Annotated in this window: 19 protein-coding genes and 1 pseudogene; 12 read left to right on the plus strand and 8 right to left on the minus strand. The window is 69.7% G+C overall.

Annotated features, from left to right (window positions below; translation table 11 throughout):
• Positions 1 to 261 precede the first annotated feature (261 nt).
• Genes ACFY1U_RS09450 through ACFY1U_RS09460 form a run of 3 tightly spaced genes read left to right on the plus strand, consistent with a single transcriptional unit; the run spans position 262 to position 2,142 of the window.
• The gene (locus ACFY1U_RS09450) at positions 262 to 675 is read left to right on the plus strand and encodes a YciI family protein (protein ID WP_390693503.1); all 414 of its coding nucleotides are present in this window, start codon (positions 262 to 264) and stop codon (positions 673 to 675) included.
• Between the two features lie 6 nt (positions 676 to 681).
• A complete protein-coding gene (locus tag ACFY1U_RS09455; protein WP_390693504.1) occupies positions 682 to 1,887 on the plus strand; it encodes an RNA polymerase sigma factor in 1,206 nt (401 codons plus the stop codon).
• Positions 1,888 to 1,896: 9 nt separating this feature from the next.
• Positions 1,897 to 2,142: a hypothetical protein gene (locus tag ACFY1U_RS09460; protein WP_390693505.1), complete on the plus strand. Its 246-nt coding sequence runs from the start codon at positions 1,897 to 1,899 to the stop codon at positions 2,140 to 2,142.
• Here the strand turns inward: ACFY1U_RS09460 and ACFY1U_RS09465 are convergent.
• From ACFY1U_RS09465 to ACFY1U_RS09475, 3 genes and pseudogenes are all read right to left on the minus strand, one after another.
• Positions 2,139 to 2,897, minus strand: a pseudogene (locus tag ACFY1U_RS09465) (VOC family protein). The gene ACFY1U_RS09460 and the pseudogene ACFY1U_RS09465 overlap by 4 nt on opposite strands.
• On the minus strand, positions 2,894 to 3,307 hold the full coding sequence (locus tag ACFY1U_RS09470; protein ID WP_115905991.1) for a VOC family protein: 414 nt from the start codon (positions 3,305 to 3,307) through the stop codon (positions 2,894 to 2,896). Before ACFY1U_RS09470 ends, ACFY1U_RS09465 begins: the two are co-directional and overlap by 4 nt.
• Positions 3,308 to 3,334: 27 nt before the next feature.
• Positions 3,335 to 3,727, minus strand: a complete 393-nt coding sequence (locus ACFY1U_RS09475; RefSeq protein WP_390693506.1) for a helix-turn-helix transcriptional regulator — start codon at positions 3,725 to 3,727, stop codon at positions 3,335 to 3,337.
• A 102-nt stretch (positions 3,728 to 3,829) separates the two neighbouring features.
• On the opposite strand from ACFY1U_RS09475, the gene ACFY1U_RS09480 reads away from it, so the two are divergent.
• Genes ACFY1U_RS09480 through ppk2 form a run of 3 tightly spaced genes read left to right on the plus strand, consistent with a single transcriptional unit; the run spans position 3,830 to position 6,162 of the window.
• Positions 3,830 to 4,984: an anion permease gene (locus tag ACFY1U_RS09480; protein ID WP_390693507.1), complete on the plus strand. Its 1,155-nt coding sequence runs from the start codon at positions 3,830 to 3,832 to the stop codon at positions 4,982 to 4,984.
• Between the two features lie 19 nt (positions 4,985 to 5,003).
• Positions 5,004 to 5,237, plus strand: a complete 234-nt coding sequence (locus ACFY1U_RS09485) for a hypothetical protein (RefSeq protein WP_115905989.1) — start codon at positions 5,004 to 5,006, stop codon at positions 5,235 to 5,237.
• A gap of 19 nt (positions 5,238 to 5,256) precedes the next feature.
• Positions 5,257 to 6,162 carry a polyphosphate kinase 2 gene (ppk2, locus tag ACFY1U_RS09490; protein WP_390693508.1) on the plus strand — a complete coding sequence of 302 codons (906 nt, stop codon included), beginning with the start codon at positions 5,257 to 5,259 and terminating at the stop codon, positions 6,160 to 6,162.
• 321 nt (positions 6,163 to 6,483) lie between these two features.
• Here ppk2 and sodN read toward each other — a convergent pair whose 3' ends face one another.
• On the minus strand, positions 6,484 to 6,879 hold the full coding sequence (sodN, locus tag ACFY1U_RS09495) for a superoxide dismutase, Ni (protein WP_115905969.1): 396 nt from the start codon (positions 6,877 to 6,879) through the stop codon (positions 6,484 to 6,486).
• Positions 6,880 to 7,024: 145 nt separating this feature from the next.
• Between sodN and sodX the strand changes: the two genes are divergently transcribed.
• Positions 7,025 to 7,459: a nickel-type superoxide dismutase maturation protease gene (sodX, locus tag ACFY1U_RS09500; RefSeq protein WP_030928924.1), complete on the plus strand. Its 435-nt coding sequence runs from the start codon at positions 7,025 to 7,027 to the stop codon at positions 7,457 to 7,459.
• On the opposite strand, the gene ACFY1U_RS09505 is transcribed toward sodX, so the two are convergent.
• The gene (locus tag ACFY1U_RS09505; protein ID WP_344405313.1) at positions 7,363 to 7,992 is read right to left on the minus strand and encodes a CGNR zinc finger domain-containing protein; all 630 of its coding nucleotides are present in this window, start codon (positions 7,990 to 7,992) and stop codon (positions 7,363 to 7,365) included. The two genes, sodX and ACFY1U_RS09505, sit on opposite strands and share 97 nt — an antisense overlap.
• A gap of 98 nt (positions 7,993 to 8,090) precedes the next feature.
• Between ACFY1U_RS09505 and ACFY1U_RS09510 the strand changes: the two genes are divergently transcribed.
• Positions 8,091 to 8,870 carry a class I SAM-dependent methyltransferase gene (locus tag ACFY1U_RS09510; RefSeq protein ID WP_390693509.1) on the plus strand — a complete coding sequence of 260 codons (780 nt, stop codon included), beginning with the start codon at positions 8,091 to 8,093 and terminating at the stop codon, positions 8,868 to 8,870.
• Between the two features lie 93 nt (positions 8,871 to 8,963).
• On the opposite strand, the gene ACFY1U_RS09515 is transcribed toward ACFY1U_RS09510, so the two are convergent.
• The 3 genes from ACFY1U_RS09515 to ACFY1U_RS09525 are packed head-to-tail and all read right to left on the minus strand — an operon-like array spanning position 8,964 to position 11,642.
• Positions 8,964 to 9,725, minus strand: a complete 762-nt coding sequence (locus tag ACFY1U_RS09515) for an amino acid ABC transporter ATP-binding protein (protein WP_390693510.1) — start codon at positions 9,723 to 9,725, stop codon at positions 8,964 to 8,966.
• 3 nt (positions 9,726 to 9,728) lie between these two features.
• Positions 9,729 to 10,655, minus strand: coding sequence for an amino acid ABC transporter permease (locus tag ACFY1U_RS09520; RefSeq protein ID WP_390693511.1), 927 nt, complete (start codon positions 10,653 to 10,655; stop codon positions 9,729 to 9,731).
• A 27-nt stretch (positions 10,656 to 10,682) separates the two neighbouring features.
• A complete protein-coding gene (locus ACFY1U_RS09525) occupies positions 10,683 to 11,642 on the minus strand; it encodes an ABC transporter substrate-binding protein (RefSeq protein WP_390693512.1) in 960 nt (319 codons plus the stop codon).
• Positions 11,643 to 12,223: 581 nt separating this feature from the next.
• Here ACFY1U_RS09525 and ACFY1U_RS09530 point away from each other — a divergent pair.
• The 4 genes from ACFY1U_RS09530 to ACFY1U_RS09545 all read left to right on the plus strand — a co-directional run bounded on the left by ACFY1U_RS09530 (position 12,224) and on the right by ACFY1U_RS09545 (position 15,609).
• Complete coding sequence (locus ACFY1U_RS09530) at positions 12,224 to 13,447, plus strand: NADP-dependent malic enzyme (protein ID WP_390693513.1); 1,224 nt, start codon at positions 12,224 to 12,226, stop codon at positions 13,445 to 13,447.
• Between the two features lie 313 nt (positions 13,448 to 13,760).
• Positions 13,761 to 14,726 (plus strand): zinc-binding dehydrogenase, encoded by a 966-nt coding sequence (locus tag ACFY1U_RS09535; protein ID WP_390693514.1) that lies wholly within the window; start codon positions 13,761 to 13,763, stop codon positions 14,724 to 14,726.
• A 104-nt stretch (positions 14,727 to 14,830) separates the two neighbouring features.
• On the plus strand, positions 14,831 to 15,040 hold the full coding sequence (locus tag ACFY1U_RS09540; protein ID WP_030038196.1) for a helix-turn-helix domain-containing protein: 210 nt from the start codon (positions 14,831 to 14,833) through the stop codon (positions 15,038 to 15,040).
• Positions 15,040 to 15,609, plus strand: a complete 570-nt coding sequence (locus ACFY1U_RS09545) for a Clp protease N-terminal domain-containing protein (protein WP_390693515.1) — start codon at positions 15,040 to 15,042, stop codon at positions 15,607 to 15,609. Before ACFY1U_RS09540 ends, ACFY1U_RS09545 begins: the two co-directional genes overlap by 1 nt.
• Positions 15,610 to 15,693 lie beyond the last annotated feature (84 nt).

The following is a 15,693-nucleotide window of genomic DNA, read 5'->3' on the forward strand; positions in this document are numbered from 1 at the left end:
CTGTCCGGTCTGCGGACAGCCTGTGGAAACGGTCGTCAAACGCCACAAGACCCTGGGTGCGTGGGTCCCGGTCTGGGTGCCGGGGCCCTGTCGCAACCCCGAGTGCGAGGCGTACGCCGCCGAAGGCGCCGAACCGGTCCAGGAGCCCGCAAAACCCGCCCCGAAAAATTCCTGAGCCCCGTGTCGAGAATCCTGGCCCGGCTCCGACGTCCCCCGTGAGAGCCGCCCGCCGCGGGCGGTGCGAGCCGAAGGAGCAGAGTCATGAAGTACCTGGTCATGGTGCAGTGCACGCAGGCGGACTACGAGGGTATGCAGGGCAAGGCCAGTGCGACCTCCCCGGCCTGGAGCCAGGAGGACGTCCAGGCCATGTACGCGTTCATGGGCGCCCTCAACGACGACCTCGCCGAGACCGGCGAGATGATCGACGGACAGGGCCTGGCCGAGCCGGCGAGGACCCGGCTGGTGGGCCTCGGCGAGGACGGCAAGAGCGTGATCACCGACGGCCCGTACAGCGAGACCAAGGAGCTGCTGGCCGGATACTGGGTCCTGGACTGCGCGAGCCTGGAGCGCGTCACGGAGATCGCCGAGCGCATCGTCCAGTGCCCCCTGCCCGCCGGGGCCACCAGCTACCCCGTGGTGATCCGGCCCATCGACAACGGCTCCGCGGACGTCTGAGGACCCATGGGCACGACCGTCGAGGTCGAGGACCTGCTGCGCCTGCACGCGCCGCAGGTCCTCGGCGCGCTGGTCAGGCGGTACGGGCACTTCGACGCCGCCGAGGACGCCGTACAGGAGGCGCTGCTGGCCGCGGCCGGGCAGTGGCCCTCGGCGGGCGTCCCGGACAACCCGCGCGGCTGGCTGATCAAGGTGGCCTCGCGGCGGCTGACGGACGCGCTGCGGTCCGAGCAGGCGCGGCGGGCCCGGGAGGAGAGGGCGGCGGCGCTGACCTCGCGTCTCGCGACCGGGCCTGACCGGGCGCCCCGCGAGGACGACACCCTCACGCTGCTGTTCCTGTGCTGCCATCCGGACCTCACCCCGCCCGCCCAGATCGCGCTCACCCTGCGGGCGGTCGGCGGTCTGACGACGGCCGAGATCGCCCGCGCGTATCTGGTGCCCGAGGCGACGATGGCCCAGCGGATCAGCAGGGCCAAGCAGAAGGTGCGCGGTGTGCGCTTCGGACGGCCGGACCACTGGGAGAAGCGCCTGCCCGCCGTCCTGCACACGCTCTACCTGATCTTCAACGAGGGCTATACGGCGACGTCCGGAGCGGCCCTGCAGCGCCGCGAACTGGCCGGTGAGGCGATCCGGCTGGCCCGTATCGTCCACCGCCTGCTGCCCGACGACGGCGAGGTGGCCGGCCTGCTGGCCCTGATGCTGCTCACCGACGCCCGCCGCGACGCCCGCACCGGGCCGCACGGCGAGCTCGTCTCCCTCGACGAACAGGACCGCGCCCGCTGGGACAAGGCCGCGATCGAGGAGGGCGTCGCCCTGGTCACCCGGGCGCTGTCCCGGGGCTGCGCCGGCCCCTACCAGGTGCGCGCGGCCATCGCCGCCGTGCACGACGAGGCGCCGTCCGCGGAGGCGACCGACTGGGAGGAGATCCTCGGCCTGTACGAGGTGCTGGTCCGCATGGTCCCGGGCCCCGTCGAACGCCTCAACCGCGCCGTGGCCGTCGCCATGGTGCACGGCCCCGAGACCGGGCTCGCCGAACTGGCCCTGCTGGACCCCGGTTTGGGCCACCGCCTCGACGCGGTGCGCGGCCACCTCCTGGAGCGCGCGGGGGCGTACGAGGAGGCCCGCCGCGCCTACGAGTCGGCCGCCGCAGCCACCCTGAGCCTGCCCGAACAGCGCTATCTGCAGGGGCGGGCGGCACGGTTGAGGACGTAACGTGGCGCCATGACAAGCGAGTGGGGGGTGTCGCGCCGCCGTGCGTGGCGGTGGGCCGCGGTGGTGTGGGCGATCGCCGTGGCCGTCTCAGGCGGGCTCACCCTGTGGCTGCAGGACGCCGCGGAACCGCGGCCGCCGCTAGGCTGGGAACGGGCCGATCCCTCCGAGGAGCCGCCCGCCCCGCCGCTGAAGGCCACCGGGTGCCCGCACGACGACGGGGCCACGGCCGTCGCGTGCGTCCAGGCCTGGCCCTAGGAGCCCTGGGCCTCCCGCGCGGGCAGCCCGCCCGTCTCCGGATCGCGGCCGGTGAGGCAGTACGTGCCGCCTGCCGGGTCCCGCATCACCGTCCAGTGGGTGCCGTGGGCGACCGTCTTCGCGCCGAGGCGTTCGTGGGCGGCGCGGGTCGCCTCGATGTCCGTGCAGGCCAGGTCCAGGTGGGCGGTGGTGGGGCGTTCCTCGCCGAGGCGCTGGAGGAGGATGCGGAGGGGGAGGCCCGTCGGCGGCGTGAGCACGTGGAACTCGGGGAGCGAGCCCGGCCGGGACCGCTACTCCGGCAACAGGGCGCTCCAGAAGGCGACTTCGGCCTCGTACGCGGAAGGCGCGATGTCGACGCAGACCTGGTCGAGGCGGCTGCCCCGCACGACGGGCGGGCGCGTCGCCTCCGTGCGCCAGGGCATGGTGCACAGCTGCTGTCCTGCGGGGGACCGCAGCACGGCCCACGTCCCGTGATCGGCCTCCACCTCCGCCCCGAGAGCCACCGCGGACCCTATGAACTCCCGTACGTCGGCCACCGGGAAGTCCAGATGCGCACCGCCCGGACCGGAGGTGACCCCCTGTACCTTGACGCAGGCGTCGGCCCCGTCATGCAGAAGGGTCGTGAACTTCTTGTTCTCGCCACGGAGTTCGGAAAGCCGCGTACCCGTGGCGGTCGTCCAGAACTCGCAGGCGGCTGTGAAGGATCCGACCGGCCGGTCGATGAAGGCGTAGGTCCACAAGGTCTGTCGGCTCATCCCTTCCGCTCCATGAACCGCAGCATGTTCCCCGCCGGATCCCGGAACGCGCAGTCCCGGACCCCGTACGGCATGTCCGTCGGCTCCTGGAGCACCTCCGCGCCGGACTCCTGGACGCGGGCGAAGAGGGCGTCGCAGTCCTCGGTGGTGAAGTTGACCCCGCGCAGCACGCCCTTGGCCAGCAGCTGCTCCATCGCGTCACGGTCGGCGGGGGAGAGGTCGGGGTTGGCCGCGGGCGGCTCCAGGACGATCGACACGTCCGGCTGCAGCGGCGACCCCACGGTCGTCCACCGCATTCCCTCGTACTTGACGTCGTTGCGGATCTCCAGGCCCAGGACGTCGCAGTAGAAGGCGATCGCCTTGTCGTGGTCGTCGACGGCGATGAAACAGGTGTGCAGTTTCAGGTCCATGGGGCCAACCTAAGGTCGATACCGGCGTCACGTCCTTCTGGGACGCGTGTACGTGCGCACCACGCACGGCGGGATCTCCGCGCTCTCCTCGTGTGAGCGGGCCCGGTAGGAGCTCGGCGTCTCGCCCACCAGCTCCGTGAAACGGGCGCTGAAGGAGCCCAGCGAGGTACAGCCCACCGCCATGCAGACCTCCGTGACGGTGAGGTCGCCGCGCCGCAGCAGGGTCTTGGCGCGTTCGATGCGGCGTGTCATGAGATAGCCGTACGGGGTCTCGCCGTACGCCTCGCGGAAACTGCGCTGGAAGTGCCCGGGGGACATCAGGGCGGTGCCCGCGAGGGCGGCCACGTCGAGGGGCTCGGCGTACTCCCGGTCCATACGGTCGCGGGCCTGTCGCAGGCGTACCAGATCCTCACGGTTCACCACGTCAGCATCGCACGACCCTCACCGGCCGGGTGCCGGGTTCTGGCGTGGGCTTTGCCTGGAGTTCGCCTGCCGTATGAAAGCGCTTGTTCCCCTGTGGGAATGGACCACATCACGTTCCTCGTGGCGGTCGTCATCGTCACGGCCCTGGCGTTCGACTTCACCAACGGATTCCATGACACCGCCAACGCGATGGCCACCTCCATCGCCACCGGCGCCCTCAAGCCGAGAACAGCGGTGCTCGTCAGCGGAGTCCTCAACATCGTCGGTGCCTTTCTGTCCACCGAGGTCGCCAAGACAATCTCCGGCGGCATCGTGGACGACACCCTCGTCAGCCCGGGGATGATCTTCGCGGGGCTGGTGGGGGCGATCCTGTGGAACCTGCTGACCTGGCTGGTCGGACTGCCTTCCAGCTCCTCGCACGCCCTGTTCGGGGGGCTGATCGGCGCCGTGTGGGTCGGCGCGGGATCCCACGGCGTGCACTTCGACAAGGTGGTCGAGAAGGTGCTGATCCCCGCGGTGGCCTCGCCGGTCGTGGCCGGGGTCGCGGCCCTGATCGCCACCTACCTCGCCTACAAGCTCACCGCTCGCGGCCGCAAGGACTCCGTCACCAAGGGTTTCCGCATCGGCCAGATAGCCTCGGCCTCGCTGGTCTCGCTCGCCCACGGCACCAACGACGCGCAGAAGACCATGGGCATCATCACGCTGACCCTGATCTCCGCGGGTGCCCTCGGCCACGACGCCGGCCCGCCGGTCTGGGTGATCGCCTCCGCCGGTCTCGCCATCGGCCTCGGCACCTACCTGGGCGGCTGGCGGATCATCCGCACCATGGGCAAGGGCCTGACCGAGATCCAGTCCCCGCAGGGCTTCGCCGCGGAGACGGCCTCCACGACCGTCATCCTCACCTCCGCGCACCTCGGCTTCGCCCTGTCCACCACACAGGTCGCCTCGGGCTCCATCCTCGGCGCGGGCCTGGGCCGGCGCCTCGCGGAGGTCCGCTGGGGCGTCGCCGGCCGCATGGTCGCCGCCTGGCTGATCACGCTGCCCTCGGCCGCGCTGGTCGGCGGCATCTCCGCGGCCGCGGTCAAGCACGGCGGCAACTTCGGAACGGTCGTCGTCGCCCTGGTCGGCGCCGCCGTCGCTGCCGGCATCGTCCTCGTCTCGCGCCGCAACCCGGTGGACGCGAGCAACGTCAACGACGCCCACGAAGTCACCCTCCGCACCGAACCGCCGGCCCGCGTCGGCACGGCCGCCTGAAACACGGGGAGTTCGCAGCATGACACTCGACTGGAGTGCACTCGGCCAGGTCACCGCGGTGAGCATCGGCGTCACCGTCGCCGTGGTCGTCGTCTTCGCCCTCGGCGTACTCGGCGTCGCCCGCTTCGAAGGGGCCCGCGAGGACGGCGGCGGAACCTCGTCCCTCGGCCTCGCCCAGGCGGGCCTGTGCTTCCTCGCCTGCGCCGCCGTGGTGGCGTACGGGATCTATCTGATCGTGCCGCAGTTCCACTGAGACCGGGAAGGACATCGGTATGACCACGCCACCCCTGCCGGCCGATCTGAAGGTCGACTACACCGACCCCGACGACCCGGTGCTCATCCGCCCCGACGGCAGCCCGATCGACACCTGGCGGGAGAACTACCCGTACGGGCACCGCATGGAGCGCAAGGAGTACGACTGGCACAAGCGGCTGCAGCAGATCGAACTGCTGAAGCTGCAGAGCTGGATCAAGGAGACCGGGCGTCGGCTCGTCATCGTCTTCGAGGGACGGGACGCGGCGGGCAAGGGCGGCACCATCAAACGGTTCACCGAGCACCTCAACCCGCGCGGCGCCCGGGTGGTGGCGCTGGAGAAGCCGACCGAACGCGAGCGCGGGCAGTGGTACTTCCAGCGCTACGTCGAACACCTGCCGACCGCGGGCGAGATCGTGCTGTTCGACCGTTCCTGGTACAACCGGGCGGGCGTCGAGCGGGTCATGGGCTTCTGCTCGGACGACGAGTACCGGCGCTTCATGCGGCAGGCGCCCGCCTTCGAGCGGATGCTCGTGGACGACGGCGTCGACCTGATCAAGTTCTGGTTCTCGGTCTCCCAGGGCGAACAGCGCACCCGCTTCACCATCCGTCAGGTCGACCCCGTACGGCAGTGGAAGCTCAGCCCCATGGACCTGGCCTCCCTGGACCGCTGGGACGACTACACCGCCGCGAAGGTCGCCATGTTCCGCGAGACGGACACGGAGCACTCGCCCTGGACGGTGGTCAAGAGCAACGACAAGAAGCGGGCCCGCGTCGAGGCCATGCGCAGCGTGCTCGCCCGTTTCGACTACACCGGCAAGGACGAGGAGGTCGTCGGCAGCCCCGATCCGCGGATCGTGGGCGCGGCGGCGGGCTTGCTGGAGGTGGGGGAGGACGACGACGGGGGCCCGGCCGGCGGTCGGTAGGCATGCCACCGTTCCTCACGACCTGCCCGGGCGAGATGCGCGGACGCGTCGTCGAGGCCGGCACCGGCAACGGCAGGTACGCCTGCCGACTCCGCCGGGGCGGGCCCGAGTTGGACGGGCCGGGTTCCGGGGAGTTGGCCCGTGGCATGGCCCGGGACGGGCTGCTGGGATCGGCCGCAGGAGCGGCATCCTCCTCCGCCGCCGAGGCCGCCGCACGGGTGAAGCCGAAGGGGCCCGGCCGGTTTCCGGCCGGGCCCCTTCGGAACGCCCGTGGACCTGCGATGGTGCACCGATCGCGGGTCCACGCGAACGGGTCGTTCGTCAGGCCTTCTTGGTCTCCCAGAAGATCTTGTCGATCTGGGCGATGTAGTCCAGAGCCTTCTGGCCCGTGGCCGGGTCGGTCGAGCCCTTGGCGGCCGAGAGGGCCTTCAGGGTGTCGTTGACCAGCTGGTGCAGCTCCGGGTACTTCTCGAAGTGCGGGGGCTTGAAGTAGTCGCTCCAGAGCACCGAGACGTGGTGCTTTGCGAGCTCGGCGCGCTGCTCCTTGATGACGGTGGCGCGAGCCTGGAAGTGCGGGTCGTCGTTACCGGCAATCTTTTCCTGGATGGCCTTGACCGACTCCGCCTCGATGCGGGCCTGGGCCGGGTCGTACACACCGCAGGGCAGGTCGCAGTGCGCGCTGACCTTGACCTTGGGGGCAAACAGGCGGGAAAGCATGGAGCATTCCTTCCTCGTGATCGTCTTCTCAGGTGGGACATTACTCCCTGGGGGAGGCGATTTCGCGGGTGCCCCCATGGGCTTAGGACAAAAGTCCGGGGTGAGACTGAGACTGGTGGAGGATCGGACCGGGGAGGTGCCGGGGATGCCGGAGCTGTCGCAGGAGATCGAGCGCGGGCGGGCGCTGCTGCCCTTCGGGGCGGCAGAGGTGACCGGTCCGTCCATGGTGCCCACGCTCCACCACGGGGACCGGCTCGTGGTGCAGTACGGCGCCCGGATCAGGCCAGGAGACGTGGTCGTGCTGCGGCACCCGTTCCAGCAGGACCTGCTGGTCGTGAAGCGGGCCGCCGAGCGGCGCGACGGCGGCTGGTGGGTGCTCGGCGACAACGCCTACGCGGGTGGGGACAGCACGGACTACGGGACCGTCCCGGAGGACCTGGTCCTCGGCAAGGTGCGCTTTCGGTACCGGCCGCTGAAGGCGGATCAGCGCTCGCCGTTCGCGCTGGCGCGCTGGGCGCTGTCGGCCGCCAGGCCCGTGCTGTCGGACCGGTCGGCCTCCAGGCGTTTGCGGGCGCGGTAGGCGGCCACGTTGGCCCGGGTCGCGCAGCGGTCGGAGCAGTAGCGCCGGGAGCGGTTGGTGGAGGTGTCCAGATAGGCGTTGCGGCAGGGCGCCGCCTCGCACAGGCCCAGCCGGTCGACGCCGTACTCCGTCAGGTGGAAGGCCAGGCCCATCGCCGCGATGGCCGCGTAGCCGGCGGTCGCGTTCGAGGGATGGTCGGCCAGGTGCATGTGCCACAGCGGACGGCCGTCGTCGTCCCGGAAGTCGTGGCCCGAGATCTGCGGGCTGACCGGGAACTCCAGCAGGAGTGAGTTCAGCAGGTCCACCGCGAGCGTCTCGTCGCCCTTGTCGGCGGCCTCGAAGACCGCGCGCAGCCGGGCCCTGACCGAGCGGAAGCGCGTCACGTCGGCGTCGGTGGCGCGGCGGGCCGCCGACGCGTTGCCGCCGAACAGGTCGCGGACGGCCTCGACGGAGGTCAGGTTGTCCTTGCCCCGGGCCGGCTCCTCGCTGTTGACGAGTCGCACGGCGTAATCCGAGTAATAGGCCAGTTCCACTTGTGGTCCTTACGGAGGGGCTCTATGGTCGTGGGTGCGAAGAGGTAACGACTGCCTGTACTTCCAGGGTATTACGCGGGTGAGGGGAGAGGGATTCCATGAGTGGAACCACGGCAACCGGAACCGGTACGACGGGGACCGACTGGCAGGCCTGGCAGGAGAGCTGGGACCGGCAGCAGGAGTGGTACATGCCGGACCGCGAGGAGCGGTTCCGCATCATGCTCGACATGGTCGAGGCCTGCGTAGGGCCCGAGCCGCGCATCCTCGACCTCGCCTGCGGCACCGGCAGCATCACGGCCCGTCTGCTCGCCCGCTTCCCGGACGCCACCAGCACCGGCATCGACCTCGACCCCGCGCTCCTCGCCATCGCCCGCGGCACCTTCGAGGGCGACGACCGGGTCACCTTCGTCGAGGCCGACCTCAAGGACCCGGACTGGCCGGCGCGGCTGCCGTACGAGACGTACGACGCGGTGCTCACCGCCACCGCCCTCCACTGGCTGCACAGCGCCCCCCTCGCGGCCCTGTACGGCCGGATCGCCGGGCTGGTCCGCCACGGCGGCGTCTTCATGAACGCCGACCACATGATCGACGAGACCACGCCCCGGATCAACGCGGCGGAGCGCGCCCTGCGCCACGCCCGCATGGATCAGGCCACGCGGGACGGAGCCCTGGACTGGGCGGAGTGGTGGCAGCTCGCCGCGAAGGATCCCGTCCTCGCCGGTCCGACGGCCCGCCGCTTCGAGATCTACGGCGACCACGCGGACGGCGACATGCCCTCGGCGCAGTGGCATGCGCGCGTACTGCGGGAGAAGGGGTTCGGGGAGGCCCGGGCAGTGTGGTGTTCGCCGGCGGACACGTTGCTGCTGGCGCTGAAGTGACGTCGGCCGGCCGGAACCGGGAAGGCCGGAACTGAGAAGGGGCGGTACGGGACACCCGTACCGCCCCTTCCCGTCGTATCTCCCGTCGTACCGCTACAGCACCTTCGACAGGAACGACTTCGTGCGCTCGTGCTGCGGGTTCGTCAGCACCTCGCGCGGGTGGCCGGACTCGACCACCACGCCGTCGTCCATGAAGACGAGCGAGTCGCCGACCTCGCGGGCGAAGCCCATCTCGTGGGTGACGACGATCATCGTCATTCCGTCCTCCGCGAGGTCCCGCATCACGTCGAGGACCTCGCCGACCAGCTCCGGGTCGAGGGCCGAGGTCGGCTCGTCGAAGAGCATCAGCTTGGGCTCCATCGCCAGCGCGCGGGCGATGGCGACGCGCTGCTGCTGGCCGCCGGAGAGCTGGGACGGGTAGTGGCCGGTCTTGTCGCCGAGGCCGACCCGGTCCAGCAGCCGCTGCGCGCGCTCCCGGGCGACCGCCTTCGACTCGCGTTTGACCTGGACCGGCGCCTCCATGACGTTCTCCAGCGCCGTCATGTGCGGGAAGAGGTTGAAGCGCTGGAACACCATGCCGATGTCCCGCCGTTGCGCGGCGACCTCCTTCTCCTTCAGCTCGTAGAGCTTGTCGCCGCTCTGCCGGTAGCCGACCAGCTGACCGTCGACGTACAGCCGGCCGGCGCTGATCTTCTCCAGGTGGTTGATGCACCGCAGGAACGTGGACTTGCCCGAGCCGGAGGGGCCGATCAGGCAGAACACCTCGCGCGGGTTCACCTCCAGGTCGATGCCCTTGAGGATGTGCGCGAGACCGAAGGACTTGTGCACGCCCTCGGCCTTCACCATTGCGTTCATGGGTTACCGCCGCCAGTTGGAGAGGGAGAGCATGTTCATCTTGGTCAAGTTGGCTCTGACCTTCTGCAACGGCGTCGCCGGCAGGTTGCGGGTCGAACCGCGGGCGTAACGGCGTTCGACGTAGTACTGCACGATGCTGAAGATCGTGGTCAGGAACAGGTACCAGATGCAGGCCACGAAGTACATCTCCACGACCGCCAGCGAGGTGCTGGAGATGTCCGTGGCCTTCTTGATCAGCTCGGGGAGCTGGACCGCGTACGCCAGCGACGAGGTCTTCAGCATGTTGATGTACTCGTTGCCGGTCGGCGGGACGATGACCCGCATGGCCTGCGGGAGGATCACCCGCCGCAGCGTCTGGCCCTGCGTCATGCCCAGCGCGTGCGAGGCCTCCGTCTGGCCCTCGTCGACCGACTGGATGCCGGCCCGGACGATCTCCGACATGTACGCGGCCTCGTTCAGGCCGAGCCCCAGCAGCGCCGTCAGGACCGGCGTCATCACCTGGTTCATCTCGTTCTTGTAGAACCCCAGGTTCAGGATGGGGAAGACGAGCGAGATGTTGTACCAGAGCAGCAGCTGCACCAGGACCGGGGTGCCGCGGAAGAACCAGATGTAGAACCAGGCCACGGTGCTGGTCACCGGGTTCGAGGACAGCCGCATCACGGCGAGGACGATGCCGAGGGCGACACCCAGCACCATGGCCAGCACGGATATGTACAGCGTCGTCCAGGCACCGCTCACGATGCCGCCGTCGAACAGATAGTCCGGGATGATGCTGTAGTTGATCTTCGCGTTGGAGAAGGCGATGCCGATCAGCACCAGGACCGCGATGACCAGGGCGCCGGCCACCCAGCGGCCGTAGTGGCGCACCGGGATGGCCTTGATCTGCTCCGGCGGCACGGACGCCGGAGCCTTGTCGAGAGTGTCAGTCACGGTGACTGCCTTTCAGCTGCGTGTGGTTCAGGAGCCGCCGTTGATCTTCGACTCGGTCACCGCGCCGTCCGTGACGTTCCACTTCTGCAGGATCTTGGTGTAGTCGCCGTTCTTGATGATCGCGCTCATCGCGGCCTGGAGGGCGTCGCGCAGCTGCGTGTTGGTCTTGCTGACGGCGATGCCGTACGGACCCGCCTCGATCTGGTCTCCGGTGACCTCGAAGTCCTTGCCGCCGCTGGAGGTCTTCGCGTTGTACGCCGCCACCGGGAAGTCGTTCAGGTCGGCGACGGAGGCACCCTGCTTCAGACGGAGCAGCGCCTCGGGGTCGGTGTCGAAGGTCTGCAGGTCGATGGCCTTCTTGCCATCCTTCGTACACTTCTTGCTCTGCGTCTTGGCGATGTCCTCCGAGGTAGTGCCCTTCTGCAGGGCCACGACCTTGCCGCACAGGTCGTCGAGCGACTTGACGCCCTTCGGGTTCCCCTTCTGGACCAGGATCGAGGTACCGGCGGTGAAGTAGTCGACGAAGTCGACGCCGTTGCCCACCTTCTGGCCGTTGTCGGAGTTGATGCCGTTCTGGCGGTCCTTGGTGTCGCTCATCGCCGACATGATCACCTGGAAGCGGTTGGCCTGCAGGCCCACGATCAGGTTGTCGAACTTGCCGTTCTGGAAGTCGAGCTTCACGCCGAGCTGTTTGCCGAGGGCGTCCGCGATGTCGGGGTCGATGCCGACCGTCTTGCCGTTCTGGATGAACTCGACCGGCGGGTAGGCGATGTCGGAGCCCACCTTGATGACGCCCGCCTTACGGATGTCGGCAGGGAGCTTGGAGGCGAGGGGAGCCGAGGACGCGCCCGAGCTGTTGCTGCTGCCGCCCTTGTCCGTGTGGTCACCGCAGCCGGTGAGGATCAGGGCGCCTGCGACCGCGGTCGCACCGACCGCTGCCAGACGGGAGCGTGCGGCGGTCGTACGACGGGTGGAGCTTGCGGTCATGGTGGGTTCCTCCGGCAGATGGGTGGAGTTGCCGACGGGTCGACGAGTCACACACCTTCGGGTGTCGCGACCTCGTGGGTTTACGGCATCTTGCCATTCGGACTAAGCCGTTCAGGGGACCCGTCATGTCAAAATCGGATAACGGGTGACCCCCGAACCGCACCAGGCCGGTACAACATGGCCGGACCATCTGCGGGAATCCGGCCTTCCGGCCGGAAGATCTTCGACGCATCTCGGGATGCGGACCTGCGCTCCGAGGCGTTGATCACTGTTGGGCCGCCGGTCGAGGGTCCGTCGCTGATGCGTCGAGGACGTGTGCCTATATTTCGGGACGAACCTTGTGGCCGAGATGTGACCTTCGGGTTCCGCGATGTGACCTTGCCCTTATTGGACTCGTCCTTGGCCCGGTGCGTCCGGTAAGAAGGTTCTTTACACCCCTCATCCGGGGCTCAGGGCGCGTGTGCGGCGCGCCCGTCGCGCAGGACCCGTACGCAACACCGACCGGGACTGACGCGGTGCCCGCCCACCCCTCACCAGGAGTGGCCACCCTCAACCAATGAAGACTTAAGGGGTAAAACAAAGTGGCAGCGGAGATCGTCAATCCTCGCAGCGACAGCAGTACGGATCAGGACGGCGGGGCCGAGCCCCTCGATTCCTTCGATCCGGCGTTCGCGCTGCACCGCGGCGGCAAGATGGCCGTGCAGGCCACCGTGCCGGTCCGTGACAAGGACGACCTGTCCCTGGCGTACACGCCCGGCGTTGCGAAGGTGTGCAGCGCCATCGCCGAGCAGCCGGAACTCGTCCACGACTACACGTGGAAGTCGTCCGTCGTGGCCGTGGTCACCGACGGCACGGCCGTGCTCGGACTCGGGGACATCGGCCCCGAGGCCTCCCTTCCGGTGATGGAAGGCAAGGCGATTCTGTTCAAGCAGTTCGGCGGCGTCGACGCCGTGCCGATCGCGCTCGACTGCACCGGTGTCGACGAGATCGTCGAGACCGTGGTGCGGCTCGCGCCGTCCTTCGGCGGCGTCAACCTGGAGGACATCTCGGCACCGCGGTGCTTCGAGATCGAGCGGAAGCTGCAGGAGCGGCTGGACATTCCGGTCTTCCACGACGACCAGCACGGCACGGCGGTCGTGACGCTGGCGGCCCTGCGCAACGCCGCGCGGCTGAGCGGGCGGGCCGTCGGGGATCTGCGGGCCGTCATCTCGGGTGCCGGCGCGGCCGGTGTCGCCATCGCCAAGATGCTGGTCGAGGCCGGTATCGGGGATGTCGCGGTGGCCGACCGCAAGGGCATCGTGTCGGCCGACCGGGACGACCTGACGGACGTCAAGCGGGAGCTCGCCTCCTTCACCAACAAGGCCGGCATCACCGGCCCGCTGGAGGCGGCTCTTGAAGGTGCGGACGTCTTCATCGGCGTCTCCGGCGGTACGGTCGCGGAGTCGGCGGTGGCTTCGATGGCCGAGGGCGCGTTCGTGTTCGCCATGGCCAACCCGAACCCCGAGGTGCACCCCGACGTCGCGCACAAGTACGCGGCGGTCGTGGCGACCGGACGGTCGGACTTCCCGAACCAGATCAACAACGTGCTGGCGTTCCCGGGCATCTTCGCGGGTGCGCTGCAGGTTCGAGCCTCTCGGATCACCGAGGGGATGAAGATCGCGGCGGCCGAGGCGCTGGCGGGGGTCGTCGGAGACGACCTCGCCGCGGACTACGTGATTCCGTCGCCATTCGACGAGCGGGTTGCTCCGGCCGTCACGGCGGCTGTTGCTGCGGCGGCCCGTGCGGAGGGTGTGGCCCGGCGCTGACGTGCCGTCGGCTTTGATGGCCCCGCCCGGTTGGGCGGGGCCATTTCTTTGCTGACCCGCCCACCCGTTCGGGTGGGTGACCCGGTGGACGTCTGCCGTGGGTGGGGTTCGCCGTCGGCGGGTGCGGGGCGGTGGGGGCTTGTGGCCCTGGGGGCCGTGCCCCCAGACACCCTTCGGCCCGAAAGGCCTCGTCCTCAAACGCCGGACTGGCTGGGAGCGCTGACCAGCATCAGCATGTCGCCTGTGACAAGAGGGCGTGTGTCACAGGTCCTCGTGGTTCCGTCGGCCCGAGCCGCCGCCTATCGTCAAGGTCATGTTCGCCGTCTACGCCGCCCGAATCGACCGTGACCAGCCACTCAGCGGCCTCGAGTTGGGGGACCGGCCCGCTCCCGGGGCCCGGCCCGGCTGGAGTGTCGTCGACGTCAAGGCCGCCTCCCTCAACCACCACGACCTCTGGTCCCTGAGGGGCGTGGGCCTGTCCGAGGACAAACTGCCGATGATCCTCGGCTGCGATGCCGCCGGTGTCGACGAGGACGGCAACGAGGTCGTCCTGCACTCCGTGATCGGACAGAGCGGTCACGGCGTCGGCCCCAAAGAACCACGTTCCATCCTCACCGAGCACTACCAGGGCACGTTCGCCGAGCAGGTCGCCGTGCCGACCTGGAACATCCTGCCCAAGCCCAGGGAACTCTCCTTCGCGGAGGCCGCCTGTCTGCCCACGGCCTGGCTGACGGCGTACCGCATGCTCTTCACCAACGCGGGCGTACGTCCCGGCGATTCGGTCCTCGTACAGGGCGCCGGCGGCGGGGTCGCGACGGCCGCGATCGTGCTCGGGAAGGCTGCGGGGCTGCGGGTCTTCGCCACCAGCCGGGACGAGGCCAAGCGGAAGCGGGCCGTGGAACTGGGTGCCGTCGAGGCGCTGGAGTCGGGGGCGCGGCTGCCGCAGCGCGTCGACGCCGTCATCGAGACCGTCGGCGCCGCCACCTGGTCGCACTCGGTGAAGTCGCTGAAGCCGGGCGGCACGCTCGTCATCTCGGGTGCGACGAGCGGTGACCGGCCCTCGCACGCCGAGCTGACCCGCATCTTCTTCCTCGAACTCAAGGTCGTCGGCTCCACGATGGGCACCAAGGACGAGCTGGAGGACCTGCTCTCCTTCTGCGCCGCCACCGGTGTACGTCCTGTCATCGACGAGACGCTGCCGATGGACCGGGCGCGGGAGGGCTTCGAACGGATGGCTTCCGGAGAGCAGTTCGGGAAGATCGTGCTCACCAACGACTGACGTCCCCTGTCCGCACGAGTGACGGCCGGCCCGGCTTCGGGCCGGCCGTCGGCGTTTGTCAACCATGGTTGACACGAGCGGGTGTGTCAACGTAAGTTGACATCATGACCGAAGCAACGGATCTCGCCGAGCGCGCGGGCGACCGCGATCCACGGGTCGGACTGCGTGCCGTCGCCGCTCTGCGCAGGCTGCTGGAGCAGCTGGAGGCGGTGCAGGTGCGCAGTGCGCGCCATCAGGGCTGGTCGTGGCAGGAGATCGCCGCGGAACTCGGAGTCAGCAGGCAGGCCGTGCACAAGAAGTACGGGAGGCATTGATGTTCGAGCGGTTCACGAAGGACGCCCGTGGGGCGGTGCAGGCGGCGGTCGAGCACGCGGAGCGGGCAGGGGCGCCGTCCGTCGAGGCCGAGCACATACTGCTCGCGCTGCTCGACCGCGAGGGCAGCCGCGCCTCGTTCGCGCTCACCTCCCTCGGGGTGACGGGCGACCACAAGGAGTCGGTACGGGAGGCGGTGGCCGAGGCCCGTCGGCGGGCCGGGCTGTCCCGGTCCGAGGCCGACGCTCTCTCCGGGCTGGGGATCGACGTGTCGGAGATCGTCGCCCGCGTCGAGGCCGTGCACGGCGTCGGGGCGATGTCCGGCGATCGCAGGGACAAGGGCCGGCGGCCGGGGCGCCGCAGCTTCGGCCGTGGCGCCAAGCGGATCCTCGAGACGTCGCTGCGCACCGCCGTCGCGCACGGCGACCGGCACATCGGCGACGAGCACATCCTCCTGGCGCTGACCGCCCGTCCCGGCATCCCCGCCGAGATCCTCGCCGACCGCGGAGTGACACACGAGTCGCTGATACGGGTGCTGTTCGGCGGGCGCGGTGAGGCGAAGGCCGGATGACCGGGCGCACATGACGGGGGCGGCGGTCGGGTGTGCTGGGCCGGGGGCGTTCGTGGTGGGTCCTAGGGTGGGGCCTGCCGGGTT

The sequence above is a fragment of the Streptomyces sp. NPDC001351 genome, assembly GCF_042896045.1.
Classification (GTDB): Bacteria; Actinomycetota; Actinomycetes; order Streptomycetales; family Streptomycetaceae; genus Streptomyces.